This window comes from Streptomyces sp. NPDC047974 (assembly GCF_040653375.1).
In the GTDB taxonomy this organism is placed as follows: Bacteria; Actinomycetota; Actinomycetes; order Streptomycetales; family Streptomycetaceae; genus Streptomyces.
The window spans coordinates 3362-28521 of record NZ_JBEZNU010000020.1; the positions used below are offsets into that span (position 1 = coordinate 3362).

At 73.0% G+C, this 25160-nt stretch carries 28 protein-coding genes; 18 read left to right on the forward strand and 10 right to left on the reverse strand.

What is annotated here, in order from left to right; all coding sequences use genetic code 11:
- Positions 1 to 500 (reverse strand): carboxyl transferase domain-containing protein (locus AB0E19_RS25725; protein ID WP_362184552.1); only part of this gene is annotated, 500 nt, incomplete at its 3' end.
- 134 nt (positions 501 to 634) lie between these two features.
- Between AB0E19_RS25725 and AB0E19_RS25730 the strand changes: the two genes are divergently transcribed.
- From AB0E19_RS25730 to hutH, 5 genes are all read left to right on the forward strand, one after another.
- Positions 635 to 1525 (forward strand): biotin--[acetyl-CoA-carboxylase] ligase, encoded by an 891-nt coding sequence (locus AB0E19_RS25730; RefSeq protein WP_362184553.1) that lies wholly within the window; start codon positions 635 to 637, stop codon positions 1523 to 1525.
- A 122-nt stretch (positions 1526 to 1647) separates the two neighbouring features.
- Entirely contained in the window at positions 1648 to 2889 is a 1242-nt protein-coding gene (locus tag AB0E19_RS25735; RefSeq protein ID WP_362184554.1) for an adenylate/guanylate cyclase domain-containing protein, read from the forward strand.
- Positions 2890 to 2941: 52 nt separating this feature from the next.
- Positions 2942 to 3730 (forward strand): enoyl-CoA hydratase-related protein, encoded by a 789-nt coding sequence (locus AB0E19_RS25740; RefSeq protein ID WP_360605649.1) that lies wholly within the window; start codon positions 2942 to 2944, stop codon positions 3728 to 3730.
- Positions 3731 to 3832: 102 nt separating this feature from the next.
- Positions 3833 to 4966 (forward strand): sensor domain-containing diguanylate cyclase, encoded by a 1134-nt coding sequence (locus AB0E19_RS25745; RefSeq protein WP_362184555.1) that lies wholly within the window; start codon positions 3833 to 3835, stop codon positions 4964 to 4966.
- A 79-nt stretch (positions 4967 to 5045) separates the two neighbouring features.
- Positions 5046 to 6587 carry a histidine ammonia-lyase gene (gene hutH, locus AB0E19_RS25750; protein ID WP_362184556.1) on the forward strand — a complete coding sequence of 514 codons (1542 nt, stop codon included), beginning with the start codon at positions 5046 to 5048 and terminating at the stop codon, positions 6585 to 6587.
- A 92-nt stretch (positions 6588 to 6679) separates the two neighbouring features.
- Here the strand turns inward: hutH and AB0E19_RS25755 are convergent, their stop codons facing one another.
- On the reverse strand, positions 6680 to 6943 hold the full coding sequence (locus tag AB0E19_RS25755; RefSeq protein WP_362184557.1) for a hypothetical protein: 264 nt from the start codon (positions 6941 to 6943) through the stop codon (positions 6680 to 6682).
- Between the two features lie 114 nt (positions 6944 to 7057).
- Between AB0E19_RS25755 and AB0E19_RS25760 the strand changes: the two genes are divergently transcribed.
- Both AB0E19_RS25760 and AB0E19_RS25765 read left to right on the forward strand, forming a co-directional pair.
- Complete coding sequence (locus tag AB0E19_RS25760) at positions 7058 to 7441, forward strand: hypothetical protein (RefSeq protein ID WP_362184558.1); 384 nt, start codon at positions 7058 to 7060, stop codon at positions 7439 to 7441.
- Between the two features lie 195 nt (positions 7442 to 7636).
- Positions 7637 to 8908, forward strand: a complete 1272-nt coding sequence (locus tag AB0E19_RS25765) for an Ig-like domain-containing protein (RefSeq protein ID WP_362184559.1) — start codon at positions 7637 to 7639, stop codon at positions 8906 to 8908.
- 70 nt (positions 8909 to 8978) lie between these two features.
- Here the strand turns inward: AB0E19_RS25765 and AB0E19_RS25770 are convergent, their stop codons facing one another.
- From AB0E19_RS25770 to ilvA, 3 genes are all read right to left on the reverse strand, one after another.
- Positions 8979 to 9839 (reverse strand): ABC transporter permease, encoded by an 861-nt coding sequence (locus tag AB0E19_RS25770; protein WP_362184560.1) that lies wholly within the window; start codon positions 9837 to 9839, stop codon positions 8979 to 8981.
- Positions 9836 to 10846 (reverse strand): ATP-binding cassette domain-containing protein, encoded by a 1011-nt coding sequence (locus AB0E19_RS25775; RefSeq protein WP_362184561.1) that lies wholly within the window; start codon positions 10844 to 10846, stop codon positions 9836 to 9838. Before AB0E19_RS25775 ends, AB0E19_RS25770 begins: the two co-directional genes overlap by 4 nt.
- Positions 10847 to 10920: 74 nt before the next feature.
- Positions 10921 to 12150: a threonine ammonia-lyase gene (ilvA, locus tag AB0E19_RS25780; protein WP_362184562.1), complete on the reverse strand. Its 1230-nt coding sequence runs from the start codon at positions 12148 to 12150 to the stop codon at positions 10921 to 10923.
- A 146-nt stretch (positions 12151 to 12296) separates the two neighbouring features.
- Here ilvA and AB0E19_RS25785 point away from each other — a divergent pair, with 146 nt between their 5' ends.
- The 4 genes from AB0E19_RS25785 to AB0E19_RS25800 are packed head-to-tail and all read left to right on the forward strand — an operon-like array spanning position 12297 to position 13782.
- Positions 12297 to 12809 carry a MarR family transcriptional regulator gene (locus AB0E19_RS25785; RefSeq protein WP_362184563.1) on the forward strand — a complete coding sequence of 171 codons (513 nt, stop codon included), beginning with the start codon at positions 12297 to 12299 and terminating at the stop codon, positions 12807 to 12809.
- 33 nt (positions 12810 to 12842) lie between these two features.
- Positions 12843 to 13289 carry a sigma factor-like helix-turn-helix DNA-binding protein gene (locus AB0E19_RS25790; protein WP_362184564.1) on the forward strand — a complete coding sequence of 149 codons (447 nt, stop codon included), beginning with the start codon at positions 12843 to 12845 and terminating at the stop codon, positions 13287 to 13289.
- Entirely contained in the window at positions 13286 to 13534 is a 249-nt protein-coding gene (locus AB0E19_RS25795; RefSeq protein WP_362184565.1) for a hypothetical protein, read from the forward strand. Before AB0E19_RS25790 ends, AB0E19_RS25795 begins: the two co-directional genes overlap by 4 nt.
- A gap of 56 nt (positions 13535 to 13590) precedes the next feature.
- Positions 13591 to 13782 (forward strand): DUF1059 domain-containing protein, encoded by a 192-nt coding sequence (locus tag AB0E19_RS25800; RefSeq protein ID WP_362184566.1) that lies wholly within the window; start codon positions 13591 to 13593, stop codon positions 13780 to 13782.
- Between the two features lie 134 nt (positions 13783 to 13916).
- Here the strand turns inward: AB0E19_RS25800 and AB0E19_RS25805 are convergent, their stop codons facing one another.
- Positions 13917 to 15071, reverse strand: a complete 1155-nt coding sequence (locus tag AB0E19_RS25805; protein ID WP_362184567.1) for a cystathionine gamma-synthase — start codon at positions 15069 to 15071, stop codon at positions 13917 to 13919.
- 173 nt (positions 15072 to 15244) lie between these two features.
- Here AB0E19_RS25805 and AB0E19_RS25810 point away from each other — a divergent pair, with 173 nt between their 5' ends.
- Both AB0E19_RS25810 and msrA read left to right on the forward strand, forming a co-directional pair.
- Positions 15245 to 16351, forward strand: a complete 1107-nt coding sequence (locus AB0E19_RS25810; protein WP_362184568.1) for a hypothetical protein — start codon at positions 15245 to 15247, stop codon at positions 16349 to 16351.
- Between the two features lie 93 nt (positions 16352 to 16444).
- Positions 16445 to 17104 (forward strand): peptide-methionine (S)-S-oxide reductase MsrA, encoded by a 660-nt coding sequence (msrA, locus tag AB0E19_RS25815; protein ID WP_360605677.1) that lies wholly within the window; start codon positions 16445 to 16447, stop codon positions 17102 to 17104.
- 82 nt (positions 17105 to 17186) lie between these two features.
- Here the strand turns inward: msrA and greA are convergent, their stop codons facing one another.
- Both greA and AB0E19_RS25825 read right to left on the reverse strand, forming a co-directional pair.
- Complete coding sequence (gene greA / locus AB0E19_RS25820) at positions 17187 to 17684, reverse strand: transcription elongation factor GreA (RefSeq protein WP_362184569.1); 498 nt, start codon at positions 17682 to 17684, stop codon at positions 17187 to 17189.
- Between the two features lie 189 nt (positions 17685 to 17873).
- Positions 17874 to 18275, reverse strand: coding sequence for a DUF4307 domain-containing protein (locus AB0E19_RS25825; protein WP_362184570.1), 402 nt, complete (start codon positions 18273 to 18275; stop codon positions 17874 to 17876).
- Positions 18276 to 18373: 98 nt separating this feature from the next.
- Here AB0E19_RS25825 and mca point away from each other — a divergent pair, with 98 nt between their 5' ends.
- The 5 genes from mca to AB0E19_RS25850 all read left to right on the forward strand — a co-directional run bounded on the left by mca (position 18374) and on the right by AB0E19_RS25850 (position 23398).
- Positions 18374 to 19255 carry a mycothiol conjugate amidase Mca gene (gene mca / locus AB0E19_RS25830; RefSeq protein WP_360605683.1) on the forward strand — a complete coding sequence of 294 codons (882 nt, stop codon included), beginning with the start codon at positions 18374 to 18376 and terminating at the stop codon, positions 19253 to 19255.
- Positions 19248 to 19490: a hypothetical protein gene (locus AB0E19_RS25835; RefSeq protein WP_362184571.1), complete on the forward strand. Its 243-nt coding sequence runs from the start codon at positions 19248 to 19250 to the stop codon at positions 19488 to 19490. The genes mca and AB0E19_RS25835 overlap by 8 nt, the downstream gene beginning before the upstream one ends.
- A gap of 230 nt (positions 19491 to 19720) precedes the next feature.
- Positions 19721 to 20596: a metallophosphoesterase gene (locus AB0E19_RS25840; RefSeq protein ID WP_362184572.1), complete on the forward strand. Its 876-nt coding sequence runs from the start codon at positions 19721 to 19723 to the stop codon at positions 20594 to 20596.
- 8 nt (positions 20597 to 20604) lie between these two features.
- On the forward strand, positions 20605 to 21270 hold the full coding sequence (locus AB0E19_RS25845; RefSeq protein ID WP_362184667.1) for a 4'-phosphopantetheinyl transferase superfamily protein: 666 nt from the start codon (positions 20605 to 20607) through the stop codon (positions 21268 to 21270).
- Between the two features lie 103 nt (positions 21271 to 21373).
- Positions 21374 to 23398, forward strand: coding sequence for a thioredoxin domain-containing protein (locus AB0E19_RS25850; protein WP_362184573.1), 2025 nt, complete (start codon positions 21374 to 21376; stop codon positions 23396 to 23398).
- Positions 23399 to 23474: 76 nt separating this feature from the next.
- Here AB0E19_RS25850 and AB0E19_RS25855 read toward each other — a convergent pair whose 3' ends face one another.
- Together AB0E19_RS25855 and AB0E19_RS25860 are read right to left on the reverse strand one after the other, a co-directional pair.
- A complete protein-coding gene (locus AB0E19_RS25855; protein ID WP_360605693.1) occupies positions 23475 to 23873 on the reverse strand; it encodes a rodlin in 399 nt (132 codons plus the stop codon).
- A gap of 96 nt (positions 23874 to 23969) precedes the next feature.
- Positions 23970 to 25004 carry an LCP family protein gene (locus AB0E19_RS25860; protein ID WP_362184574.1) on the reverse strand — a complete coding sequence of 345 codons (1035 nt, stop codon included), beginning with the start codon at positions 25002 to 25004 and terminating at the stop codon, positions 23970 to 23972.
- Between the last annotated feature and the right edge of the window lie 156 nt (positions 25005 to 25160).

Genomic DNA, 25160 nt, shown 5'->3' on the forward strand with positions numbered 1-25160 from the left:
CGTAGGGTGTTGCGGCGGAAGATCTCGCCGTACATCCCGAGCGCGCTCACGCCCTCCTGGATGCGGGCGCCGCCGGAGTCGTTGATGCCGACGACCGGGCAGCCGGTCTTCAGCGCGAAGTCCATCACCTTGATGATCTTCTGGCCGTACGTCTCGCCGAGGGCCCCGCCGAAGACCGTGAAGTCCTGCGAGAACACGGCCACCGGACGGCCGTCCACGGTGCCGTACCCGGTGACGACGCCGTCGCCGTACGGCCGGTTGTTCTCCAGGCCGAAGTTGGTGGACCGGTGCCGGGCCAGCTCGTCCAGCTCCACGAAGGAGCCCTCGTCGAGGAGCAGGGCGATCCGCTCACGCGCGGTCAGCTTCCCCTTCGCGTGCTGCTTCTCCACGGCCCGCTCCGAACCGGCGTGCGTGGCCTCGTCGATGCGGCGCCTGAGGTCCGCGATCTTGCCCGCGGTCGTGTGAATGTCGATCTCGTACTGCTCTGCCGGCTCGGACATCGGGATGCGGCTCCCTGCCTGGTCACGGGGGGTTCGTTGACTGCGAATGGGCTACTGAAGGCCTACTGATCCGTAGGGTATCGACGGCGATACGGTTCGGCACTGCGGTCTTTGCCACACCTAGTCTGGCTTGCATGACGTCCTCCAACGCCTCCGGCGGTCGCTGGTCCGACCTCGACCGGCCCCCGCTCAACACCTCCGTCCTGCGCCGGGCCCTCCTCCTCCCGGACGGGCTGTGGAGCTCCCTCGACGTGGTCGCGAGCACCGGCTCGACCAACTCCGACCTGGCCGCGCGGGCGGGCGAACTGCCCGAAGGGGCCGTGCTCGTCGCCGAGGAGCAGACCTCCGGCCGCGGCCGGCTCGACCGCACCTGGAGCGCGCCCGCGCGGTCCGGGCTCTTCCTCTCCGTCCTCCTCAAGCCGGACGTGCCCGCGCACCGGCTCGGCTGGCTGCCGCTGCTCACCGGAGTCGCCGCCGCCACCGGCCTCGTCAAGGCGGCCGGCGCCGACCTCTCCCTCAAGTGGCCCAACGACCTCCTCGTCACCATCCCCAAGGACTCCGACAAGCTCCGTCCAGGGGAGACCCCAATCGGCGAGGAGCGCAAGGCCGGCGGGATCCTCGCCGAGCGGGCCGGGGACGACGGGATCGTCGTCGGGCTCGGCATCAACGTCTCGCTGCGGGCCGACGAGCTGCCCGTCCCCACGGCCGGCTCGCTGCTGCTCGCCGGCGCCGTCTCCACCGACCGCGACACCCTGCTGCGGGCCGTCCTGCGCTCCCTCGCCGACTGGTACGGCGCCTGGGTGCGGGCCGACGGCGACCCCGAGGCGTCCGGGGTCCTGGCGGCGTACACGGCCGACTGCGCGACCCTCGGCCGGCGGATCCGCGCCGACCTGCCGGGCGAGCGGATGCTGGAGGGCCAGGCGCTCTCCCTGGACGGCGACGGGCGCCTGGTCGTCGCCACCGAGGGGGGCGGCACGGAGGCGGTCGGCGCGGGCGACATCGTCCACCTGCGGGCGACGGGCTGAACCCCCGGACCGTTCAGGCGTGAGCCAGCCCACACCTGTCGTATCGTGGAGCGCGATCCAGGCGAACAGATCGGCAGGACAGTGGGAAGCGGCAGCGGCAGGGAACGGGCAGGAGGCGGCCGGTGACCGTCGACGACGCGAACGCGGGCGACGGCCGCTCCGAGTCGCACGCGCCGCGGGGTTCACACGAGCCGGACGGCGCGCACGAGCCGTCCGGGGCGACCCCGTCCGGCCGGGCGGCCGATGCCTCCGGCGGCGCCGAGGGCTCGGCGTACCCCACGCCGCACCACGCCGTCGACCACACCGTCGAGCCGACCGACGACCCGCTCGCCATCCGCCTCGAACAGCTCATCCTCGGCGCCGACCGCCGCTACACCCCCTTCCAGGCCGCCCGCACCGCCGGCGTCTCCATGGAGCTGGCCTCCCGCTTCTGGCGGGCCATGGGCTTCGCCGACATCGGGCAGGCCAAGGCGCTGACCGAGGCCGACGTGCTCGCCCTGCGACGCCTCGCGGGCCTCGTCGAGGCGGGGCTGCTCAGCGAGCCGATGGCGGTGCAGGTGGCCCGCTCCACCGGGCAGACCACCGCCCGACTGGCCGAATGGCAGATCGACTCCTTCCTGGAGGGCCTCACCGAGCCGCCCGAGCCCGGCATGACCCGCGCCGAGGTCACGTACCCCCTGGTCGAGCTGCTCCTGCCGGAGCTGGAGGAGTTCCTGATCTACGTGTGGCGGCGGCAGCTCGCCGCCGCCACCGGGCGCGTCGCGCAGGCCGCCGACGACGAGGAGATGGTGGACCGCCGGCTCGCCGTCGGCTTCGCCGACCTCGTCGGCTTCACCCGCCTCACCCGCCGCCTGGAGGAGGAGGAGCTCGGCGAGCTGGTCGAGGCCTTCGAGACCACCTGCGCCGACCTGGTCGCCGCGCACGGCGGCCGGCTCATCAAGACCCTCGGCGACGAGGTGCTGTACGCGGCGGACGACGCCGGCATCGCCGCCGAGATCGCGCTCCGGCTGATCGAGACGCTCAGCCAGGACGAGACCATGCCCGCGCTGCGGGTCGGCATCGCCTTCGGCACCGTGACGACCCGGATGGGCGACGTCTTCGGCACCACCGTGAACCTCGCCAGCCGGCTCACCTCGATAGCGCCGAAGGACGCCGTCCTCGTCGACAGCGCCTTCGCCGAGGAGCTGACCCGCACCGGCGAGGTGCCCGTCTCCGAGGCCGAGGCGGCGGAGGAGGCCGCCCGCGCCGAGAAGGAGGGCCGGGCCCCGGAGACGTACCGCTTCGCGCTCCAGCCGATGTGGCAGCGGTCGGTGCGCGGCCTCGGCGTCGTGGAGCCCTGGCTCCTGAACCGCCGTCCGACCTAAGATCCCTCCCGGTGAACCATGTGAACCGTCGTTAACCGGGAGGGCGCAGGAGATGTCCGAGCAGCGTTTTGGTGAGTTCGTGCTGGTCCGCAAGGAGGGGCACGTCGCCGAGTTCGTCCTCGACCGGCCCAAGGCGATGAACGCGGTCTCGTCCGAGATGGCCCGCTCCATCGGCGAGGCCTGCGCGGCGCTCGCCGCCGACCGGGACGTCCGGGTCACCGTCCTGAGCTCGTCGAACGACCGCGCCTTCTGCGTCGGCGCCGACCTGAAGGAGCGCAACTCCTTCACCGACGCCGAGCTGGTCCGTCAGCGGCCCACCGCCCGCGCGGCGTACACCGGCGTCCTGGAGCTGCCCATGCCGACCGTGGCGGCCGTGCACGGCTTCGCCCTCGGCGGCGGGTACGAGCTGGCGCTCTCCTGCGACGTCATCGTCGCCGACGCCACCACCGTCGTCGGCCTCCCCGAGGTCTCCGTCGGCGTCATCCCCGGCGGCGGCGGTACGCAGCTGCTGCCGCGCCGGGTGGGCGCGGCGCGCGCCGCCGAGCTGGTCTTCACGGCCCGCCGGGTGGAGGCGGCGGAGGCCCGCGAGCTCGGTCTGGTGGACGTGCTCGCGGAGGACGCCCGGACGGCCGCCCTGGAGCTGGCGGGGCGGATCGCGGCGAACTCGCCGGTCGGGCTGCGGGCCGCGAAGAAGGCGATGCGGCTGGGCCAGGGCCTGGACCTGCGGGCGGGCCTGGAGGTCGAGGACGGCGCTTGGCGCTCGGTGGCCTTCTCTGGCGACCGCGCCGAGGGCGTGGCGGCGTTCAACGAGAAGCGGAAGCCGCAGTGGCCGGGCGAGTGAGACGCACCGCCCTCCGGGCCGATTGATCCCTTTTTGTACTAGATGTCACTTTCCGTGACGTCTCGGAGGGGAAATCCGCACAAACCTCCCTAAGCTGGAGGAATGGGAGAGGATGTGCGGTTGCGGGCCGTGGTGGCGCTGGCGCAGGGGATGGCGGCGGCGCACACCCCCCGCGAGTTCTGGCGGGCCGCGGCGCTCGGGGCGTGCGCGGGGCTGGACGGGAGCTTCGGCGCCCTGTCGGTCTGGGAGCGGGACCACGGGCGGCTGCGGGTCCTGGTGAACGCGGGGGAGCGGGCCTCCGGCGAGGAGGAGTTCCCGGATGCGGAGACGTATCCGGTGCACCAGTTCCCCGAGATCACCGAGTTCCTGCACGAGCGGTGGGCGGTGGGCGCCGGTCCGCACGCCTGGATCGAGACGGCCGGCGCCGAGCCGGTCACCGGGCGGGTGGAGGGGCTGCGGCGGCGCGGCCGGGGCGCCTGCGTGGTCGCCCCGATCGTGCTGCACGGCCGGGCCTGGGGCGAGCTGTACGTGGCCAGGCAGCTGGGGGCGAAACCTTTCACCAGCGAGGACGCCGACTTCGCCAACGTCCTCGCGGCGGTCGTCGCGGCCGGCATCGCCCAGGCCGAGCGCCTGGAGGAGGTCCGCAAGCTCGCCTTCACCGACCCGCTCACCGGCCTCGCCAACCGCCGGGCGGTCGACGCCCGCCTCGACGAGGCCATCGAGCGCTACCGGTCCGACGGCTCCGTCGTCAGCCTCGTCGTCTGCGACCTCAACGGCCTCAAGCGCGTCAACGACACCCACGGCCACGCGGTCGGCGACCGCCTCCTCGAACGCTTCGGCTCGGTCCTCTCCCGCTGCGGCGCCCGGCTCCGCGGCGCCCTCGCCGCCCGCCTCGGCGGCGACGAGTTCTGCCTGCTGGCCATCGGCCCGAGCGCGGACGAGGTGGTGGCCGTCGCGGAGGAGCTCTGCGTCCGGGCGGCGGAGCTGGAGCTCGGCGAGGGCGTCGCCATCGGCGTCGCCTCCACCGGCGACCCCATCGGCCCGCTGAAGTCCGCCCGCCGCCTCTTCCGTCTCGCCGACGCGGCGCAGTACCAGGCCAAGGCCGCCCGCTCCACGAAGCCCGTCGTGGCGGGCCGCGACGGCACCGTCATCCGCCTCGCCGACGCCCCGCCCGGCGCCCGCGACCGCCGCCGCTTCCGCGACGCGCCGACGGTGGAGCCGCCTCCGGATCGGTAAGGGGTCGCCCTGGTGGGGGACGGTGACAGATTGCCTAGTGACAGGTCGCTCTTCAATCCGTAGGGTGCTGAATATGGATATGCAGACAGTCGTTCTCGGCACGTCCGGCACGACCCCGCAGGACGTCATCGCCGTCGCCCGTCACGGCGCCCGTGTCGAGCTGTCGGAGGGGGCCGTCGAGGCGCTCGCCGCCGCCCGCGCCGTCGTCGACGCGCTCGCCGCCAAGCCCGAGCCCGTCTACGGCGTCTCCACCGGCTTCGGCGCCCTCGCCACCCGGCACATCGACCACGAGCTGCGCACCCAGCTCCAGCGGAACATCGTCCGCTCGCACGCCGCCGGCATGGGCCCGCGCGTCGAGCGCGAGGTCGTCCGCGCCCTGATGTTCCTGCGGCTCAAGACCGTCGCCTCCGGCCACACCGGCGTCCGCCCCGAGGTCGCGCAGACCATGGCCGACGTCCTCAACGCCGGCATCACCCCGGTCGTCCACGAGTACGGCTCCCTCGGCTGCTCCGGCGACCTCGCCCCGCTCTCCCACTGCGCCCTCGCGCTCATGGGCGAGGGCGACGCCGAGGGCCCCGACGGCACCGTCGGGCCCGCCGGCGAACTGCTCGCCGCCGCCGGCATCGAGCCCGTCGTCCTCCGCGAGAAGGAGGGCCTCGCCCTCCTCAACGGCACCGACGGCATGCTCGGCATGCTGATCATGGCCCTCGCCGACCTCGACACCCTCTACAAGTCGGCCGACGTCACCGCCGCCCTCTCCCTCGAAGCCCTCCTCGGCACCGAGAAGGTCCTCGAACCCGAGCTGCACGCCATCCGCCCCCACCCGGGCCAGGCCGCCTCCGCCGCCAACATGCTGGCCGTCCTCAAGGGCTCCGGCCTGACCGGCCACTTCCAGGCCGGCGAGGCCCCCCGCGTCCAGGACGCCTACTCGATCCGCTGCGCCCCGCAGGTCGCCGGCGCCGGCCGCGACACCATGGCCCACGCCCTGCTCGTCGCCGAGCGCGAGCTCGCCGCCGCCGTCGACAACCCGGTCGTCCTCGGCAACGGCGAGGTCCGCTCCAACGGCAACTTCCACGGCGCCCCCGTCGCGTACGTCCTCGACTTCCTCGCCATCGCCGCCGCCGACCTCGGCTCCATCGCCGAGCGCCGCACCGACCGGCTCCTCGACAAGAACCGCAGCCACGGCCTGCCGCCCTTCCTCGCCGACGACGCCGGCGTCGACTCGGGCCTGATGATCGCCCAGTACACCCAGGCCGCCCTGGTCAGCGAGATGAAGCGGCTCGCCGTCCCGGCCTCCGCCGACTCCATCCCCTCCTCGGCGATGCAGGAGGACCACGTCTCCATGGGCTGGTCCGCCGCCCGGAAGCTGCGCACCGCCGTCGGCAACCTCGCCCGGATCATCGCCGTCGAGCTGTACGCCGCCACCCGCGGCATCGAGCTGCGCGCGGGCCTCACCCCGGCGCCCGCCTCGCAGGCCGCCATCGACGCCCTGCGCGCCGCCGGCGTCGAGGGCCCGGGCCCGGACCGCTTCCTCGCCCCCGACCTGGCCGCCGCCGACGCCTTCGTCCGCGAGGGCCGCCTGGTCGCCGCCGTGGAGCCGGTCACCGGCCCGCTGGCCTGACCGCGGCCCGCGTCCGCGGGAGGCCGCCCCCCCCGGCCGGGGGGGCGGCCTCCCGCGCGTTCGCAGGACGCGTCCGACCAGGACGCGCCCGACTAGGACGCGCGCCCGTGCCGTCGCATCGCCAGTGCCACGAAGCCGGCGCCGACCCCGAGGAAGCCGGTCCCGCCCAGCACGTACGCGGTGGTGTCCGGGCCGCCGGTCTCGGCGAGCCGGCCGGTCGCGGGCTCGGTGGCGCCGCTCCGTACGCCCGCTCCGGGAGCCGCGCCGGAGGCGTTGGCCGAGGGGACGAACCACAGGGCGCACAGCAGGGTCCCCGCCGCGGTGGCGGTCAGCAGCGGGCGTCGGGCGGCGGACACGCGGATCTCGTTCTCCTCACGCAGAGCCCCGCGGGAAGCCCGCGGTGCGCCGATGGTAGTGAACCCAGCGGGTCACGGGAAAGCCGAGGCCGGGCAGGCCATACGCTCCCAGCCATGAGCACTCCCGAAACCCCCGCCACCGCCGCCGGGACCATGGCCGAGACCGCCACCCGCCACGTCCGCCTCCGGGTCGACATCGTCCTGGAGATCGACGGCCCCGCCGAGCTGACCGCCGCCGCCGAGGGCCGGATCGACGCCGACGAGTTCATGCCGGCCGACGAGCGCGAGCACGCCAGGACCGCCGTCCGGGAGGACCCCTCCGAAGCCCTCGCCTACCTCGTGGAGCCCTTCGACCTGGTCCGCGACCTGCCCGGCGTCGAGCTGGTCCAGGCGGCCTGGAGCAGCGAGGAGATCGAGTACGACCCCGACGCGATGGAGTGGGAGCTCGACGAGGATGATGAGGACGGCGAGGACGGGGAGGACGACGTCCGGCCGTAGGCGGCGAGCAGAGGACGGGCCCCGGGACGGCGTCCCGGGGTCTTTTCGCGCCGTCATGGGGCGGACGGGGAACCGGAAGGCCCCCGTGCGCGTGTAGATCAGTGGTGTTCAGTGGTCTTCCCCACAAACCCCCCGCTTCCGGAACCGGAGGGGGTCTTATGGGTGTTCTGATGGATTGACAGGGAATCGGCGACGATGGAGAAGCGTGTGATGACGGTCGGCAAGCGCCGCAGGAGCCTGGCCGCGGCGGCGGCGGTGCTCAGCGGCGTACTCGTGCTCTCGGCCTGCAACGACGACGAGGCGTCCGGCCCGGCCGCGTCCGGCTCGGCCACCGCCACCTCACAGGCCCAGGTCGACGAGGCCGCCGAGCAGAAGACGTCCAAGGCGCAGATCGCCATCTCGCCGGAGAACGGCTCGCAGAACGCCTCCATCAACAAGGACGCCAAGGTCGCCGTCACCGAGGGCAAGCTCACGGAGGTCACCATGACCTCCGCCGAGGGCACCTCCGTCAAGGGCGAGATAGCGGCCGACGGCCTCTCCTGGAAGCCGACCGGCCAGCTGGAGCGCGCCACGGTCTACAAGATCGCCGCGACCGCCGTCGACGCGGAGGGCCGGGAGGCGCACGAGAACTCCTCCTTCACCACCGTGTCGAAGGAGAACAGCTTCATCGGCAACTTCACCCCCGAGGACGGCTCGACCGTCGGCGTGGGCATGCCGGTCTCGATCAAGTTCAACAAGGCGATCACCGACAAGAAGGCCGTCCAGGGCGGCATCACCGTCTCCTCCAGCTCCGGCCAGGAGGTCGTCGGCCACTGGTTCGACTCGACCCGGCTCGACTTCCGCCCGGACGACTACTGGAAGGCCGGCTCGACGGTCACCCTCAAGCTCGACCTGGACGGGGTCGAGGGCGCGAAGGGCGTCTTCGGCGTCCAGCAGAAGACGGTCACCTTCAAGGTCGGCCGCAGCCAGGTCTCCACCGTCGACGTCGCCACGAAGACGATGACCGTCAAGCGCGACGGCAAGGTGATCCGCACCATCCCGATCTCCGCCGGCTCCCCGGACAACACCACCTACAACGGCGAGATGGTGATCTCCGAGAAGTTCAAGGAGACCCGGATGAACGGCGCCACCGTCGGCTTCACCGACTCCGACGGCAAGGGCGAGTACGACATCAAGGACGTGCCGCACGCCATGCGCCTGTCCACCTCCGGCACCTTCATCCACGGCAACTACTGGGGCGCCCGCTCCATCTTCGGTTCCGTGAACACCAGCCACGGCTGCATCGGCCTCGCCGACGTCAAGGGCGCCGGCGACCCGAACCAGATGGCCGCCTGGTTCTACGACCAGTCGATCACCGGCGACGTCGTCATCGTCAAGAACTCCAAGGACAAGACGATCGCCCCCGACAACGGCCTCAACGGCTGGAACATGAACTGGTCCGCCTGGAAGTCCGGCTCGGCCCTCTGACCCACCCGAGCGCGCACCGCATGAACGGGCCCCCCTCCCCTCGGGAGGGGGGCCCGTCGGCGCTGCGGCGTCAGCCCTCGGCGCGGCGGTACTTGCGGACGGAGAGGGTGCGGAAGATGACGACGATCAGGACCGAGTAGATCAGCGAGGCCCAGACCGGGTACTGCATCGGCCAGGCGTCGGAGGGGGAGAGGCCGGGGTCGCCGAAGAGTTTGCGGCAGGCCTGGACGGTGGCGCTGAACGGGTTCCACTCGGCGACCGGCTGGAGCCAGCCGGGGAGCTTGCTGGAGTCGACGAAGGCGTTCGAGATGAACGTGACGGGGAAGAGCCAGATCAGGCCGCCGGAGGTGGCCGCCTCCGGGGTGCGGACGGAGAGGCCGATGAGGGCGCCGATCCAGGTGAAGGCGTAGCCGAGGAGGAGCAGCAGGGCGAAGCCCAGCATGATCTTCCCGAAGTTGGTCGGCGCCGCGTAGCCGGGCCGCCAGCCGATGATCAGGGCGACGACCGCGAGGACCAGCAGGGTCAGGGCGGTCTGCACGAGGTCGGCCATGGTGCGGCCGGTCAGGACCGCGCCGCGCGCCATCGGCAGGGAGCGGAACCGGTCGATGAGGCCCTTGTGCATGTCGTCGGCGATGCCGGCGCCCGCTCCGGCGGTGGCGAAGGTGACCGTCTGGGCGAAGATGCCGGCCATCAGGAAGTTCTTGTAGACGTCCGGGTCGGTGCTGTTCCCGATCTGCATCGAGCCGCCGAAGACGTACGTGAACAGGATGACGAACATGACCGGCTGGATGAGCCCGAACAGGATCATCTCCGGGATCCTGGACATGCGGATCAGGTTCCGCTTCGTGATGACCAGGGAGTCCGAGAAGGACTGCGCGATGCCGCCCCTGGGGGCGGGGACGTGCGGGGCGGTGTCGGTGAGGCTGGTCACGCGGCCGGCTCCTTCCGCTGGAGGTCCCCGCCGTTCTCGTCCTCCAGGGCGAGGGCGGCGGCGTGGCCGGTGAGGGAGATGAAGACGTCGTCGAGGGTGGGGCGGCGCAGGCCGATGTCGTCGATCTCCACGCCGATGGCGTCGAGGTCCCGGATCACCTCGGCGAGCAGCTTGGCGCCGCCGGTGACGGGGACGGTGAGCTTGCGGGTGTGGTCCTCGACGGAGACGTCGCCGAGGCCGCGTTCGCCGGGGCCGTAGCGGGCGAGGACGGCCCGGGCGGGGGCGATGTCCTCGCGTTCGTGGACGACGACCTCGACGCGCTCGCCGCCCGTGCGGGCCTTGAGCTGGTCGGAGGTGCCGCGGGCGATGACCTTGCCGTGGTCGACGACGGCGATGTCGTGGGCGAGGTGGTCGGCCTCCTCCAGGTACTGGGTGGTGAGGAGGAGGGTGGTGCCGCCGGAGACGAGCTCCTTGATGACGTCCCACAGGGCCTGGCGGTTGCGGGGGTCGAGGCCGGTGGTCGGCTCGTCCATGAACATCACGGGCGGGGCGACGACCAGGGCGGCGGCGAGGTCGAGGCGGCGGCGCATGCCGCCGGAGTACGTCTTGGCGGGGCGGTCGGCGGCGTCGGCGAGGTGGAAGCGCTCCAGGAGCTCGCCGGCCCGCTCCTTCGCGGGCCGCGCCTTCATCTGGTAGAGCCGGCCGACCATCTGGAGGTTCTCGCGGCCGGTGAGGTACTCGTCGACGGCGGCGAACTGGCCGGAGAGGCCGATGGACCGGCGGACCTCGTTGGGGTGCTTCAGGACGTCGACGCCGGCGACGCTGGCGGTGCCGCTGTCGGGCCGGAGCAGGGTCGTCAGGACCCGTACCGTGGTGGTCTTCCCCGCGCCGTTGGGGCCGAGCAGCCCGAGGACGGTGCCCTCGGGCACGTCGAGGTCCACCCCGTCCAGTGCGGTGACGTCGCCGAAGGTCTTCACCAGTCCCTCGGCATGGATCGCGCCTGGCATGTCCACACTCCCGAATCATTGCTGGATCATTTCGGGCATTTCTGTCGATCCTAGGACAGTGTGGAGTGCCGTGCTCAGGCCAGGACCGTGTAGCCCGCCTCCCGCAACGCCCCCTCCACCTCGCGGCAGTGCTCCGGGCCCTTCGTCTCCAGGTGCAGCTCCACCTCCACCTCCGTGAGGCCGAGCCGCGGATCGGTGCGTACGTGACTGACGTCGAGCACGTTCGCGTCGACCACCGTCAGCACCGCGAGCAGCGTCGCCAGCGCCCCCGGCCGGTCCGCCACCCGCAGCCGCAGGCTCAGATAACGGCCCGCCGCCGCCATGCCGTGCCGCAGGATCCGCTGGAGCAGCAGCGGGTCGACGTTGCCGCCCGACAGGACCGCCACCACCGGGCCCCGGAACGACGACGGATCGCTCAGCAGCGCCGCGACCGGGCTCGCCCCGGCCGGCTCCACCACCAGCTTCGCCCGCTCCAGGCAGAGCAGCAGCGCCGAGGAGAGCGCGTCCTCCGAGACCGTGCGGACCTCGTCCACGTACTCCTGGACCAGCCCGAAGGGCACGTCGCCGGGCCGGCCGACCTTGATGCCGTCCGCCATCGTCACCGGCGCGTCGACGACCACGGGATGCCCGGCGGCCAGCGACGGCGGATAGGCCGCCGCGCCCTCCGCCTGCACCCCGATGATCCGCACGTCCGGCCGGACCGACTTCACCGCGAGCCCGATCCCGGCGGCGAGCCCGCCGCCGCCGACCCCGACGACGATCGTGCGGACCTCCGGGCACTGCTCCAGGATCTCCAGGCCGACCGTGCCCTGGCCGACGATGACGTCGGGGTGGTCGAAGGGGTGGATGAAGACCGCGCCGGTCTCCCGCGCGTACTCCTGCGCGGCGGCCAGCGTCTCGTCCACCACGTGCCCGTGCAGCCGCACGTCCGCGCCGTAGTCACGGGTCGCCGCGACCTTCGGCAGCGGGGCGCCGACCGGCATGAAGACCGTCGCGCGCACCCCGAGGAGCTGTGAGGCGAGCGCCACACCCTGCGCGTGGTTCCCGGCCGAGGCGGCGACGACCCCCGCCGCCCGCTCCTCCGGCCGGAGCCCCGCGATCCGCACGTACGCGCCGCGCAGCTTGAACGAGCCGGTCCGCTGGAGGTTCTCGCACTTCAGCAGGACCGGCGCCCCGACCAGCGACGACAGGTGGCGGCTGCCCTCCAGGGCGGTCACCCGGGCCACCCCCGCCAGCATCTTCTGCGCCCCGCGCACGTCGTCGAGCATCAGCCGGTGCAAGGGGTATGGCGTACCGAAGGTCATGACCCCAAGTCTCGCAGCTCACCGGGGTCGCGGCCGTGCGGACCGCGGGCCCGCGGCGGGTTTGCGCACGGCCGGTACGGACCCCGTCCCGTCCGCGTACTCTGTCCCCCACACCGACCACCCCCGCACGAGAGAGCCCCCCAGCCATGCCCACATCTCAGGACATGACGACCGAGCTCGACCCCGGCCTCCTCGATGCCCTCCAGCACCAGGTGGCCGTCTTCGCCCGCCGGGCCGAGCAGACCCGCCTCGGCGGCACCGGACAGCTCCGCAACTCCATGGACCGGGCCGCCTACCTCCTCCTCAACCGCCTCGACCAGGAAGGGCCGATGGGCGTCAAGGCGCTCGCGGCCGGCATGGGGATCGACTCCTCGACCGTGACCCGCCAGGTCGCCCCGCTCGTCGACTCCGGCCTCGTCAAGCGCGCCTCGCACCCCGAGGACGGCCGCGCGGTCGTCCTCCAGCTCTCCCCGCGCGGCCTGGAGCGCCTGGAGGAGGTCCGCTCCTCGCGCCGCACGCTCATGGCCGAGGTCACGGACGGCTGGACGGAGGACGAGCGCGAGTCCTTCTGCTCCCTGCTCACCCGCTTCAACGCGGCGCTCTCCGCCCGCCAGTCGGGACACCACATCGGAAGCGGCGGTTCGACGCAGGGGGGTTGACCCCGCTTCCCTCCCCACCCCATACATGAGCGGGTGGGGAAGCAGCGGACCCGATCCGAACACGCCGCCCGCGCCCGGGAGTTCGACGCCTTCGTGGCGGGCGCGGCGGGGCGGCTGCTGCACGTCGCCACGCTGCTCACCGCCGAGACCCGGACCCGGAACCCGTACGCCCGCGCGCTCCTCGCCGCCGCCCTCGCCCACACGTACGCGGTCCGCGACCGGGGCCACGACGAGGACCCGTACGCGCTGACCCGCGACGGACTCGCCCTCCGCTTCGCCCGGACCGCCCGGCGGCACCGCGCCGGCCGCGGCGGCGTCCTCGGCCCCCTCACCCCGCAGGAGCGGCTCGTCCTCGTGCTGCGCCTGTACGAGGGCGTGCCCGAGGAGCAGACGGCCGCGCTGCTCGGCCTCCCGGAGACCCGGGTCCGCGCGGTGTACGCCCGCGCGGTGGCGCGCGTCAGGAAGGGGGCCGCCGCGTGAGGCACGGCGACAAGGAGGCGGCCGTCCGGCGGCTGCTCGACACGCCCCATCCGCCCGTCCCGAGAGACCTGGCGGCGCGGGCCGCGGCCCGGGGCGGCCGGGCCCGGCGGCGGGAGCGGGCACTGCGGCGGACCGGCGGCGTGCTGGCCGGGATCGCCGCCCTCGCCTTCTCCCTCTGGGCGGCCGAGGCCCGCCCCTGGGAGCCGCCGCCCGCCGCGACGACACCGCCGTTCGCCGGGCCGTGAGGACGGCTCTAGCCTGGAGGAGGGGGTCGGTCGGAACAGCGACGCAGGAGGCCCACATGACCAGGAAAGCCGCCGACTGCCGGGACACCCCGAGCGTGTCGGGCTGCACGCTCTACATCTCGGGCGAGGAGGAGGAAGTGGTCCGCGCGGCGACCGAGCACGCCGTCTCCGTCCACGAGCACACGGACTCGCCGGAGCTGCGGGCGGAGGTCCGGGCGAGCCTGAAGGACTCCGTGCCGGGGACCTGAACGCCCCGGTGGTCCCGGGTACGGCATCGCTCGCCGTACCCGGGCCCGCACGCGGACCGGCGCCGGTGACCGGCGCCCGGATCGGCCCGGAGCCCCGGATCGGCCCGGAGCCCCGGATCGGCTTGGCGCCGTGATCAGCCCAGCGCCTCGCGCAGGTCGGCGATCAGGTCGTCGACGTTCTCGATGCCGACCGAGAGGCGGACCAGGTCGGCCGGGACCTCCAGGGCCGAACCGGCGACGCTGGCGTGCGTCATCCGGCCCGGGTGCTCGATCAGCGACTCGACGCCGCCGAGGGACTCGCCCAGGGTGAAGAGCTTCGCGCGGTTGCAGACGCCGACCGCCGCCTCCTCGCCGCCCTCGACGCGGAAGGAGATCATGCCGCCGAAGGACCGCATCTGCTTGGCCGCGATCTCGTGGCCCGGGTGCTCGGCGAGCCCCGGGTAGAGGATCTGCGTGACCTTCGGGTGCCGGGTGAGGAAGTCGGCGACCCTCGTCGCGTTCTCGCTGTGGCGGTCCATGCGGACGGCGAGGGTCTTGATGCCGCGCAGCACGATCCACGAGTCGAACGGACCGGCCACCGCGCCCATCGCGTTCTGGTGGTACGCCAGTTCCTCGCCGAGCTCCGCGTCGGCCGCGATCAGGGCGCCGCCGACGACGTCCGAGTGGCCGCCCATGTACTTGGTGAGGGAGTGCACGACGACGTCCGCGCCGAGCGCCAGCGGCTGCTGGAGGTAGGGCGAGGCGAAGGTGTTGTCGACGACCAGCTTCACACCGGCCTGCCGGGCCACGCCCGCGACCGCCTCGATGTCGGTGATGCCGAGCAGCGGGTTCGACGGGGTCTCGACCCAGATCAGCTTCGTGCGGTCGTTGACCGCTGCGCGCACCGAGGCGATGTCCGAGGTGTTCGCCACGGAGAAGTCGACGCCCCAGCGCTGCACGACCTTGGCGAAGAGCCGGAAGGTGCCGCCGTACGCGTCGTTCGGGATGACCACGTGGTCGCCGGGGGCGAGGAGGGTGCGCAGCAGGCAGTCCTCCGCGGCCAGGCCGGAGGCGAAGGCGAGGCCGCGCCGGCCGCCCTCCAGGGCCGCGAGGTTCTCCTCCAGGGCGGTACGCGTCGGATTGGCGCTGCGGCTGTACTCGTAGCCCCCGCGGAGCCCGCCCACGCCGTCCTGCTTGTAGGTGGACACCTGGTAGATGGGCGGGACGACCGCGCCGGTCAGCGGGTCGGCGGTGTTGCCCGCGTGGATGGCGCGGGTCTCGAAGTTCTGGTGGTTGTGCTGGTCGCTCATGGTCAGGAGCGTAGTGCCGGGGTCCGTCTCCTGCCGCTATTCGTCCACAGGGGCGGCGCGGCCGGGCAGGTGCCGGGCGGTCGGCGGGGGATCGGCGGGGGATCGGCGGGGGAGTTGTCCACAGCCTGGTCCCGGCCGGGTTCCTCCCCACCGCTGTCCTGGACAATGGACGCATGGAGATTCTCTGGTTCCTGATCGCCCTGGGCCTGCTCTTCGGCGTCCTCGGCCCCTATCTGCTGCGCCGCCGCGGCGGCGGCATCCGGCAGGTCGCGCCCGGCACGCCCGACGCGGCCGACCCGGAGGCGTACGGATTCGTCCGCCAGGAGGAGCAGGACGTGCGGCTCCCGGGGCCGGACCACGATCTCCTCGACGTCCTCCGGGTCGTCCAGGCCACCCAGGACTGGCGGGCCGCGTCCCAGCTGCTCGCCGGGACGCCGAAGGAGGGCGAGGTCCGCTGGCAGCGCGTCCAGGCGTTCGCGGGCGCGGCCTCCCTGGAGCTCGCGGAGAAGCCGGGCGTCGGCGGCGCCTGGCTGCGCGCCTGGCGTTCGGACGCGCCGAAGGACGCGGGCGCGGCCGCGGTGCACGCGGAGTTCCTGGTGCAGCAGGCCTGGCGCTCCTCGGCCGCCGGCAGCGACGACTTCCGGATCATCCTGGAGGAGGCCCGGAAGGTCGCGGACGAGGCGGCCCTGCTGGCCCCCGGCGACCCGGTCCCGTACATCACGCAGCTGGCGGTGGCCCGCGGACTCGGCTACACCCACGAGCAGTTCGACCAGGTGTGGGCGAAGGTCATCGACCGGGCGCCGCGGCACATGGGGGCGCACCTCGCCGCCCTGCACTACTGGTGCGAGAAGTGGCACGGCTCGCGCGAGGAGGCCGACCACTTCGCGACGACGGCCGCCGCCCGCGCCCCGCAGGGCTCGCTGCTCTCCGCGCTGCCGCTCTTCGCGGTCTTCGAGCACGTGCCGGACGTGGTGCTCGTCCAGGACTTCTACCGCACGGCCGTGGTGAGCAAGGCGATGGAGGGCGCGCTGTACGCGGTGCACTCGGCCCGCCCGGACGACCCGATGATGGCGCACGTGCGCCATCTGCTCGTGTACTTCCTGGTGCGCGGCGAGCGCTGGGCGGAGGCGATGCACCAGCTGGTCCGCGTCGACGGCCACGTGGGCGCGGTCCCGTGGACGCTGAGCGGCGACCCGGCGGCCGAGTACACCCTGTACCGGAACCTCGCGGTCGCCGGGTACGAGGCGAACGGCGGCAGCCCGGCCACCCTCCGCCACTGACGGCCGGCCCGCCCCGGGCCGCGTCGTCGGGGAACAGCGGTGTCCGCGCCGGCGTTGTGCCCACTGCCGAACCGCGTCGAGGAGAGATGCCGCATGTTCCTGTCCCGCACCCCCGTCCTGCCCGCCCCGGAGCAGGCCCTGCGCGGCCGCCCGGAGCCGGAGTTCTCCGTCCCCGAGCGCCACACGGTGCTCGGCAACCCGCTGCTCGGCCCGTACCCGGAGGGCCTGGAGGTCGCCGACTTCGGCCTCGGCTGCTTCTGGGGCGCCGAGCGGAAGTTCTGGCAGACCGACGGCGTCTGGACCACGCTCGTCGGCTACCAGGGCGGCTACACGCCGAACCCGACGTACGAGGAGGTCTGCTCGGGCCTCACCGGGCACACCGAGGTCGTCCGGGTCGTCTTCGACCCGGCGAAGGTGTCGTACGAGACCCTGCTCAAGGTCTTCTGGGAGTCCCACGACCCGACGCAGGGCTTCCGCCAGGGCAACGACGTGGGCACCCAGTACCGCTCCGCCGCCTACACCCACTCGCCGGCCCAGGCCGAGACGGCCGAGGCTTCCCGGGCCGCCTACCAGAAGGTCCTGACGGCCTCCGGCTACGGCGAGATCACCACCGCGGTCCTCCCCGCCGCCGACCGCGCCTTCTACCCGGCCGAGGCCTACCACCAGCAGTACCTCGACAAGAACCCGGCCGGCTACTGCGGCATCGGCGGCACCGGCGTCTCCTGCCCGATCGGGGTGGCGAAGGCCGAGTAGGCGCCGCACGGACCCCGGGAAGGCCGAAGGGCCGGTCCCCCCGCGGCGGGGGGACCGGCCCTTCGGGCGTGGAGTGGGGGCGTCAGCCGGTGTAGGGCTTGGCGCTGAGGATCTTGACCATGGCCTTCTTGCCGTTCGGGAGCTCGTACTCCGCGTCGTCGCCGGCCTTCTTGCCGTTGACGCCGACGCCGAGCGGCGACTGCGGCGAGTAGGTGTCGATCTTCTCGCTCGCGTACTCGCGGGAGGCGAGCAGGAAGGTCATCGTGTCGGACTCGTCGCCGTCGAAGGCGATCGTGACGACCATGCCGGGCTCGACGACGCCGTCGTCCGCCGGGGCCTCGCCGACCTTCGCGTTCTGCAGCAGCTGGGTCAGCTGACGGACCCGGAGCTCCTGCTTGCCCTGCTCCTCCTTGGCCGCGTGGTACCCGCCGTTCTCGCGCAGGTCGCCCTCCTCGCGCGCCGCGGCGATCTTCGTGGCGATCTCGGTACGCGCGGGACCAGACAGGTACTCAAGCTCTGCCTTGAGCTTGTCGTACGCCTCCTGGGTGAGCCAGGTGACGTTGTCGCTGGTCTGGGTCACAGGTGCTCCTCGTAGGTACTGGGAATACAAAGCATCGCCCTACGCGGAAGGCGGGTGCCAACCGGGTGGGCGAAACCACGAGCCTAACAATGTGTGGCGGAAAGCGGGAGGACATAAACCATCGGGATGGCGTCGGTCCAGGTCACCGCGGTGGCCCGCCGGGGCCCGTCCCGGTGTCCCTACCCACCGCTACCGCGGCGTACACCCCAGCAGCTCGGCGCTGGTGGCGCGGGCGGTCGTGCGCAGGGAGTAGACGCGGTCGACCCGGCCCTCCGGCTCGTCGACGACGACGTCCTTGCGGGCCACCTCGGCGCCGTCCTCGGAGCGGGAGCGGAGCGTGCACACGCCCTCGACGCCCTGGTCCTTGCGGACCTCCAGGTGCACCTGGACCTCGGAGTCGCTCACCACGTCGAACTTGATCATCTCGGCGCTGATCCGGTTGGCGCCGACGTAGTGCCAGCCGAACCAGCCGATCATGGCGAGGAAGAGGGTCCCGAGGACGGCTCCGGCGATCTTCAGCTTCCGGTCGGCCCGCTCGTCCGCCGAGCGCCCGTAGCGCCCCTCGGGCGGCTGCTCTCGCACGGCGCTCATGGTTCGGTCCTCTCGGGGCGGGGGCGGCGGAATTTTCGTCCCCCCGATTCCGTCACTATAGAGACCACGCTCCGCGTCGAATCACTGAGGATCGAGTCTTGACTGAGCAGCTGCGACTGATGGCCGTTCACGCCCACCCCGACGACGAGTCGAGCAAGGGCGCGGCGACCATGGCCAAGTACGTGTCCGAGGGGGTGGACGTCCTGGTGGTGACGTGCACGGGCGGCGAGCGGGGCTCGGTCCTGAACCCCAAGCTCCAGGGCGACCCCTCCATCGAGGAGAACATCCACGAGGTCCGCCGCAAGGAGATGGAGGAGGCCCGGGAGATCCTGGGCGTCGAGCAGGAATGGCTCGGCTTCGTCGACTCCGGGCTGCCCGAGGGCGACCCGCTGCCCCCGCTGCCCGAGGGCTGCTTCGCCCTGGAGGACGTGGACCACGCGGCCGGCGAGCTGGTGCGCAAAATCCGCTCCTTCCGTCCGCAGGTCATCACGACCTACGACGAGAACGGCGGGTACCCGCACCCCGACCACATCATGACCCACAAGATCACGATGGTGGCCTTCGACGGCGCGGCCGACGCCGAGAAGTTCCCCGAGGCCGAGTACGGCCCGGTCTTCACGCCGCAGAAGCTCTACTACAACCAGGGCTTCAACCGTCCGCGCACCGAGGCCCTGCACAAGGCCCTCCTCGACCGGGGGCTGGAGTCCCCGTACGGCGACTGGCTGGCGCGGTGGAGCGAGTTCGAGCGCAAGGAGCGGACGCTCACCACGTTCGTCCCGTGCGCCGACTTCTTCGAGACCCGCGACCGGGCGCTGATCGCCCACGCCACCCAGATCGACCCCGAGGGCGGCTGGTTCCGCGTCCCGATGGAGATCCAGAAGGAGGTCTGGCCGACGGAGGAGTACGAGCTCAGCAAGTCTCTGGTGCCGACCTCCCTCCCCGAGGAAGATCTCTTCGCGGGCATCCGGGACAATGCCTAGCATGAGCGCACACCTCGCACTGACGCAGCTGGTCCCCTTCGCCGCCGAAGAGCTGGACAAGAACAAGGTGACCCCCGGCGTCCTGGGGTTCGTCGTCTTCGCGGTCCTGGCCCTGGCCGTCTGGGCGCTGATGAAGTCGATGAACCGCCACATGCACAAGATCAGCTTCGAGGAGGCCCCGGAGACCGCCGAGGCCGCCCCGGGCGGCGGCAAGGCCGCCCCCGCCTCGAAGTAGCGGAGCACCGGCTCCCGCACTCCCGTGCACGTGTCCGCACCGCGTCTCCTCGCGGTGCGGACACGCGTGTCCTCCGGGCCGTGGAGGCATTCGCCGCACCGGTCACCGAGAGCGACGTGACAGGGTGTGGCGGAGTGCGTGCGGATCCCGTGCCCGGTGGCGCAGACTTCACCAGGACCATCGAAGGACCGCCGCAGGACCCGCGCCGACACGTGAGGGTGGAAGAACTGATGCCGGAAGACACCGCCACCGCCGGCGCAGGACGGTCCGCCGGCCGTCTGCTGGCCGTCTCCGACCTGCACATCGCCTACCGGGAGAACCGCGCCATCCTGGAGGAGCGGGTCCTCCCGACCTCCCCCGACGACTGGCTGGTGGTCGCGGGCGACGTCGGCGAGACCGTCTCCGACATCGAGGGCGCCCTCAAGCTGCTGCGCGACCGCTTCGCCCAGGTGATCTGGGTGCCCGGCAACCACGAGCTGTGGACCCCGGGGGACGACCCCGTCCAGCTGCGCGGCGAGGAGCGCTACCGCCACCTCGTGGAGATCTGCCGGGGCATCGGCGTGCTGACCCCCGAGGACCCGTACCCGGTGTGGACCGGCGCCGGCGGCCCGGTGGTCGTGGCGCCGCTGTTCCTCCTCTACGACTACTCGTTCCGGGCCGCGGGCCTCACCAAGGAGCAGGCGCTCGCCGCCGCGTACGAGTCGGGCGTGGTCTGCTCGGACGAGTTCCTGCTCCACCCCGAGCCGTACCCGTCCCGCGACGCCTGGTGCCGGGCGCGGGTCGCCGAGACCCGGGCCCGGCTGGACGCCGTCGACCCGGCCCTGCCGACCGTCCTCGTCAACCACTTCCCGCTCGTGGTGGAGGACACCGCCCTCCTGCACTACCAGGAGTTCGCCCAGTGGTGCGGCACCACGCTCACCGCCGACTGGCACACGCGCTACCGCGCCGCCGCCGTCGTCTACGGGCACCTGCACATCCCGCGCACCACCTTCCACGACGGCGTCCGCTTCGAGGAGGTCTCCATCGGCTACCCCAGGGAGCACCGCAAGCGCGGACTGCCCCGGGGAGTGCTGCGGGACGTCCTGCGGGTGGGGGAGGACCGGTGATCGGGGCGATCCTGCCGCCGGAGGCGTCCTGGGCGACGCTCGACCACGACCCGGGGCCCGACGTCCTGTTCCCCGCCGAGGCGGCGCTCGTCGCGGACTCCGTCGCGTCCCGGCGGGCCGAGTTCGCCGCCGGCCGCCACTGCGCCCGGCTGGCCCTGGCGCGCCTCGGGATCCCGCCGGTCGAGATACCGGCCGGGCCGCGCGGCGAACCCCGCTGGCCGGACGGGATCGTCGGCAGCCTCACCCACTGCGCCGGCCTGCGGGCCGCCGCCGTCGCCCGCCGCACCGACCTCCGCTCCGTCGGCATCGACGCCGAACCGCACGCGCCGCTCCCGGAGGGCGTACGCGACGCCATCGCACTCCCCGAGGAGGCCGCGCACCTGCGGGACCTGCGGCGCGAGCGGCCCGACGTCCACTGGGACCGGCTGCTGTTCAGCGCCAAGGAGTCCGTCTACAAGGCGTGGTTCCCGCTGGCCGGCCGCATGCTCGGCTTCGAGGAGGCCCACCTCGCCTTCGCCCCGGACGGCCGCTTCACCGCCCGGCTGCTCGTGCCGGGCCCGCACGTCGACGGCCGCACCCTGACCGGCTTCACCGGCCGCTGGACGGTCACCCCGGACCACGTCGTCACCTCGGTCCACGTCCCCGCACCCGAGGTGACGGAAACCCGCGCCTGAGCCCCCGCGCCGCGCGGCCCCGCACACCCTCCCGCCACCCCACGCGACGCCCGGAAGCGCCCCGTGACCGCCATCGCGCCCCCCGTTGCGCGAGGATGGGGGCATGCCCAACCGACTCGCTCAGGCCACGTCCCCGTACCTCCTCCAGCACGCCGACAACCCCGTCGACTGGTGGCCCTGGTCGCCCGAGGCCTTCGAGGAGGCCCGCCGCAGGGACGTCCCCGTACTGCTCAGCGTCGGTTACAGCTCGTGCCACTGGTGCCACGTCATGGCCCACGAGTCCTTCGAGGACGAGGCCACCGCCGCGCTGCTCAACGAGCACTTCGTCGCCGTGAAGGTCGACCGCGAGGAGCGGCCCGACATCGACGCCGTCTACATGGAGGCCGTCCAGGCCGCCACCGGCCAGGGCGGCTGGCCCATGACCGTCTTCCTCACCCCCGACGCCGCCCCCTTCTACTTCGGCACCTACTTCCCGCCGGAGCCCCGCCACGGCATGCCGTCCTTCCCCGAGGTCCTCGAAGGCGTCCGCACCGCCTGGACCGAGCGCCGCGGCGAGGTCGCCGAGGTCGCCGACCGGATCGTCAAGGACCTCGCCGGCCGCTCCCTCGCCGTCGCCGGCGACGGACTCCCCGGCGAGGAGGAGCTCGCCGCCGCCCTCCTCGGCCTCACCCGCGAGTACGACGCCACCCGCGGCGGCTTCGGCGGCGCCCCCAAGTTCCCGCCGTCGATGGCCCTGGAGTTCCTCCTCCGCCACCACGCCCGCACCGGTGCCGAGGGCGCCCTCCAGATGGCCGCCGACACCTGCGAGGCGATGGCCCGCGGCGGCATCTACGACCAGCTCGGCGGCGGCTTCGCCCGCTACGCCGTCGACCGCGCCTGGGTCGTCCCCCACTTCGAGAAGATGCTGTACGACAACGCCCTGCTCTGCCGCGTCTACGCCCACCTGTGGAAGGCCACCGGCAGCGACCTCGCCCGCCGGGTCGCCCTGGAGACCGCCGACTTCATGGTCCGCGAACTCCGCACCCCCGAGGGGGGTTTCGCCTCCGCGCTCGACGCGGACTCCGACGACGGCACGGGCAGGCACGTCGAGGGCGCCTACTACGCCTGGACCCCCGCCCAGCTGGAGGAGGCGCTCGGCGCACAGGACGCCGCCCTCGCCGCCACCCACTACGGCGTCACCGAGGAGGGCACCTTCGAGCACGGCGCCTCCGTCCTCCAGCTCCCCCAGGAGGCGGGCCCCGCCGACGCCGGCCGGATCGCCTCCATCCGCACCCGGCTCCACGCGGCCCGCGAGCGGCGCGAGCGCCCCGGCCGCGACGACAAGATCGTCGCCGCCTGGAACGGCCTCGCGATCGCCGCCCTGGCCGAGACCGGCGCCCTCTTCGACCGCCCCGACCTGGTCGAGCGCGCCACCGAGGCCGCCGACCTGCTGGTCCGCCTCCACCTCGACGACGGCGGCCGGCTCGCCCGCACCTCGAAGGACGGGCGGGCCGGCGCCCACGCGGGCGTCCTGGAGGACTACGCCGACGTCGCCGAGGGCTTCCTCGCCCTCGCCGCCGTCACCGGCGAGGGCGCCTGGCTCGACTTCGCCGGCCTCCTCCTGGACCACGTCCTCGACCGCTTCACCGGCGAGGGCGGAGCGCTGTACGACACGGCCCACGACGCCGAGACCCTCATCCGGCGCCCCCAGGACCCCACCGACAACGCCACCCCGTCCGGCTGGACCGCCGCGGCCGGAGCACTGCTCTCGTACGCGGCCCACACCGGCTCGGAGGCCCACCGGACCGCCGCCGAGGGAGCCCTCGGCGTGGTCAAGGCGCTCGGCCCGCGCGCCCCCCGCTTCATCGGCTGGGGCCTCGCCGTCGCCGAGGCCCTGCTCGACGGGCCCCGCGAGATCGCCGTCGTCGGCAGCGCCGCCGACCCCGCCTACCAGGAGCTGCGCCGTACGGCCCTCAGGGCGGTCACCCCCGGGGCGGTCCTCGCCGCCGGAGCCCCCGACAGCGAGGAGTTCCCGCTCCTGCGCGACCGCCCCCTGGTCGCCGGTTCGGCCGCCGCGTACGTCTGCCGTCACTTCACCTGCGACGCGCCGGTCACCGCACCGGACGCCCTGGCCGGCCTGCTGCGCTGAACCCCTGACAAGGGCACGGCCCCGCCGCCCCTCCGGAGAGGGACGGCGGGGCCGCGCCGTGGCCGAGCGACGTTGCTCAGCTGTTGCCGGCGCCGTTGCCGGACAGCACGGGGATGTCGCTGAGGATGTGCGACAGCGGCTCGTCACCCTTGGCCTGGGTGGAGTTCTCGACGCACTGCTGGTTCTGCGGGGAGGACAGGACGTTGATGTCCTGGACCGCGATCGGGATGAGGCCGACGATCGAACCGGCGTTGACCTTGGCCGGGAGACCCACGCACGGCTTGTTCAGGGAACCCTGGACGAGCGCGAACTGCGGGCTCATGTTGCCGTGGGTGGCGGAGTTGCCGAACTCCTGGTGCGCGCCGTTGCCGGAGAGCGAGGTGGTGCCACCGTCGTCGGCGATCGCGAGCGCCTGCCCGGCCGTCGCGCCGACGACCGAAACAGCCACCGCAGCGGTCGCGAGGAGCTTCTTCATGTTCTGGCCTTTCGGATGACTGGCCCAGGCTGAGTGCCGAGCCGTGCTGATCAACTGGTCGGGGCGGCCGAGGTTCCGGCATGTCCACCGGACGGCCTACGGGCAGATGAGCGAAGACCCCCGAGCGGGCGCGTAGTCGGCGACGGAGAGCTCGCTGGGCGCGATGGCGTCGCCGGACGGCAGCGGCCGGTCCGCGCGCAGTCGCGCGAAGACCTCGGCGGCCCCCTCCTCGTCCCAGCCCACCGTGGATCCGACCCCGTCGATCAGGGGGTTGAAGCCGCGGACGGGCACGGTCGCGAACTCGGTGCGGGACGGGCCGACGGCCTTCAACCGGGTCGCGAGCGCGAGCAGTTCGGACGCCGAGACGCCCCGCTCGACGGCGGCCGCGCCGCGCAGCGTCGTGGCGAGGTCCCGAAGTCTCGCCGGGTCCTTGAGGATCCCGCCGGAGCGGACCCGGTCCAGCATGTTGACGAGGAACTTCTGCTGCTTGCGGATGCGGCCGAAGTCCATCTCCCCGTCCGCCTTCCGCGAGCGCACGTACTGCAGTCCCTCGCCGCCGCCCACCCGCCGGGTGCCGACCGCCAGGTCCAGGCCGGTCGCGGGGTCCTTCAGCGGCTTCTGCGTGCAGATGGGCACCCCGCCGTCGACCCGGTCGACGCTGTCCATGAAGCGGCGGAAGTCGATTTCGAGGTAGCGGTGCACGTAGAGCCCGGTCGCCGCCTCGACGGTCTCGACCGCGAGGGCCGGACCGCCCTCCGCGCGGGCCGCGTTGATCTTCGCGAGATGGGAGTCGTGGACGGCGCCGGTCCGCCGGTCGGTGTGCGGGCCGGGGAGTTCGGCGAGCGAGTCGCGGGGCAGCGAGACCACGCTCACCCGGTCGTTCGCGGCGGAGACGTGGACGAGCATGATCACGTCCGTGCAGTCGCAGTCCGCACCGCCGAGCCGGAAACGTTCCTTCTCCTCCGCGGTGACCCCCGCCCGCGTGTCGACGCCGACGAGGAGCAGATTCAGTCCCTGTGCGGGAGAGGGGAGTTCGGTGGGTCCGCCGAGGGCGGAGGCGAGGGCTCCGGGGGCGAGCGCGAGAAGCGCCGCCGGTGCGAGCAGGAGCCGCCACGGACGGGGGAATCTCATGGCCGCACGCTAATTCGACCCCGCTCGCACACAGATACGCGACGCGGTACCGGGCGTGTGAATCACTCCGTTGCGAGGCTTGTGTAATGATGCGGGAATAGCAGCGGAAGGAGCGAGGATGGCGCCGCCGGTTCCCGGTAATCCCGGGAAATGGGA

Bases quoted from the DNA above. Each gene is read 5' to 3' on its own strand.
- AB0E19_RS25730 (WP_362184553.1), top strand. From the start codon at position 635: ATGACGTCCTCCAACGCCTCCGGCGGTCGCTGGTCCGACCTCGACCGG.
- AB0E19_RS25740 (WP_360605649.1), top strand. From the start codon at position 2,942: ATGTCCGAGCAGCGTTTTGGTGAGTTCGTGCTGGTCCGCAAGGAGGGG.
- AB0E19_RS25745 (WP_362184555.1), top strand. From the start codon at position 3,833: ATGGGAGAGGATGTGCGGTTGCGGGCCGTGGTGGCGCTGGCGCAGGGG.
- hutH (WP_362184556.1), top strand. From the start codon at position 5,046: ATGCAGACAGTCGTTCTCGGCACGTCCGGCACGACCCCGCAGGACGTC.
- AB0E19_RS25760 (WP_362184558.1), top strand. From the start codon at position 7,058: ATGAGCACTCCCGAAACCCCCGCCACCGCCGCCGGGACCATGGCCGAG.
- AB0E19_RS25765 (WP_362184559.1), top strand. From the start codon at position 7,637: ATGGAGAAGCGTGTGATGACGGTCGGCAAGCGCCGCAGGAGCCTGGCC.
- AB0E19_RS25775 (WP_362184561.1), bottom strand. From the start codon at position 10,846: ATGCCAGGCGCGATCCATGCCGAGGGACTGGTGAAGACCTTCGGCGAC.
- ilvA (WP_362184562.1), bottom strand. From the start codon at position 12,150: ATGACCTTCGGTACGCCATACCCCTTGCACCGGCTGATGCTCGACGAC.
- AB0E19_RS25785 (WP_362184563.1), top strand. From the start codon at position 12,297: ATGCCCACATCTCAGGACATGACGACCGAGCTCGACCCCGGCCTCCTC.
- AB0E19_RS25800 (WP_362184566.1), top strand. From the start codon at position 13,591: ATGACCAGGAAAGCCGCCGACTGCCGGGACACCCCGAGCGTGTCGGGC.
- AB0E19_RS25805 (WP_362184567.1), bottom strand. From the start codon at position 15,071: ATGAGCGACCAGCACAACCACCAGAACTTCGAGACCCGCGCCATCCAC.
- AB0E19_RS25810 (WP_362184568.1), top strand. From the start codon at position 15,245: ATGGAGATTCTCTGGTTCCTGATCGCCCTGGGCCTGCTCTTCGGCGTC.
- msrA (WP_360605677.1), top strand. From the start codon at position 16,445: ATGTTCCTGTCCCGCACCCCCGTCCTGCCCGCCCCGGAGCAGGCCCTG.
- AB0E19_RS25825 (WP_362184570.1), bottom strand. From the start codon at position 18,275: ATGAGCGCCGTGCGAGAGCAGCCGCCCGAGGGGCGCTACGGGCGCTCG.
- AB0E19_RS25835 (WP_362184571.1), top strand. From the start codon at position 19,248: ATGCCTAGCATGAGCGCACACCTCGCACTGACGCAGCTGGTCCCCTTC.
- AB0E19_RS25840 (WP_362184572.1), top strand. From the start codon at position 19,721: ATGCCGGAAGACACCGCCACCGCCGGCGCAGGACGGTCCGCCGGCCGT.
- AB0E19_RS25850 (WP_362184573.1), top strand. From the start codon at position 21,374: ATGCCCAACCGACTCGCTCAGGCCACGTCCCCGTACCTCCTCCAGCAC.
- AB0E19_RS25855 (WP_360605693.1), bottom strand. From the start codon at position 23,873: ATGAAGAAGCTCCTCGCGACCGCTGCGGTGGCTGTTTCGGTCGTCGGC.
- AB0E19_RS25860 (WP_362184574.1), bottom strand. From the start codon at position 25,004: ATGAGATTCCCCCGTCCGTGGCGGCTCCTGCTCGCACCGGCGGCGCTT.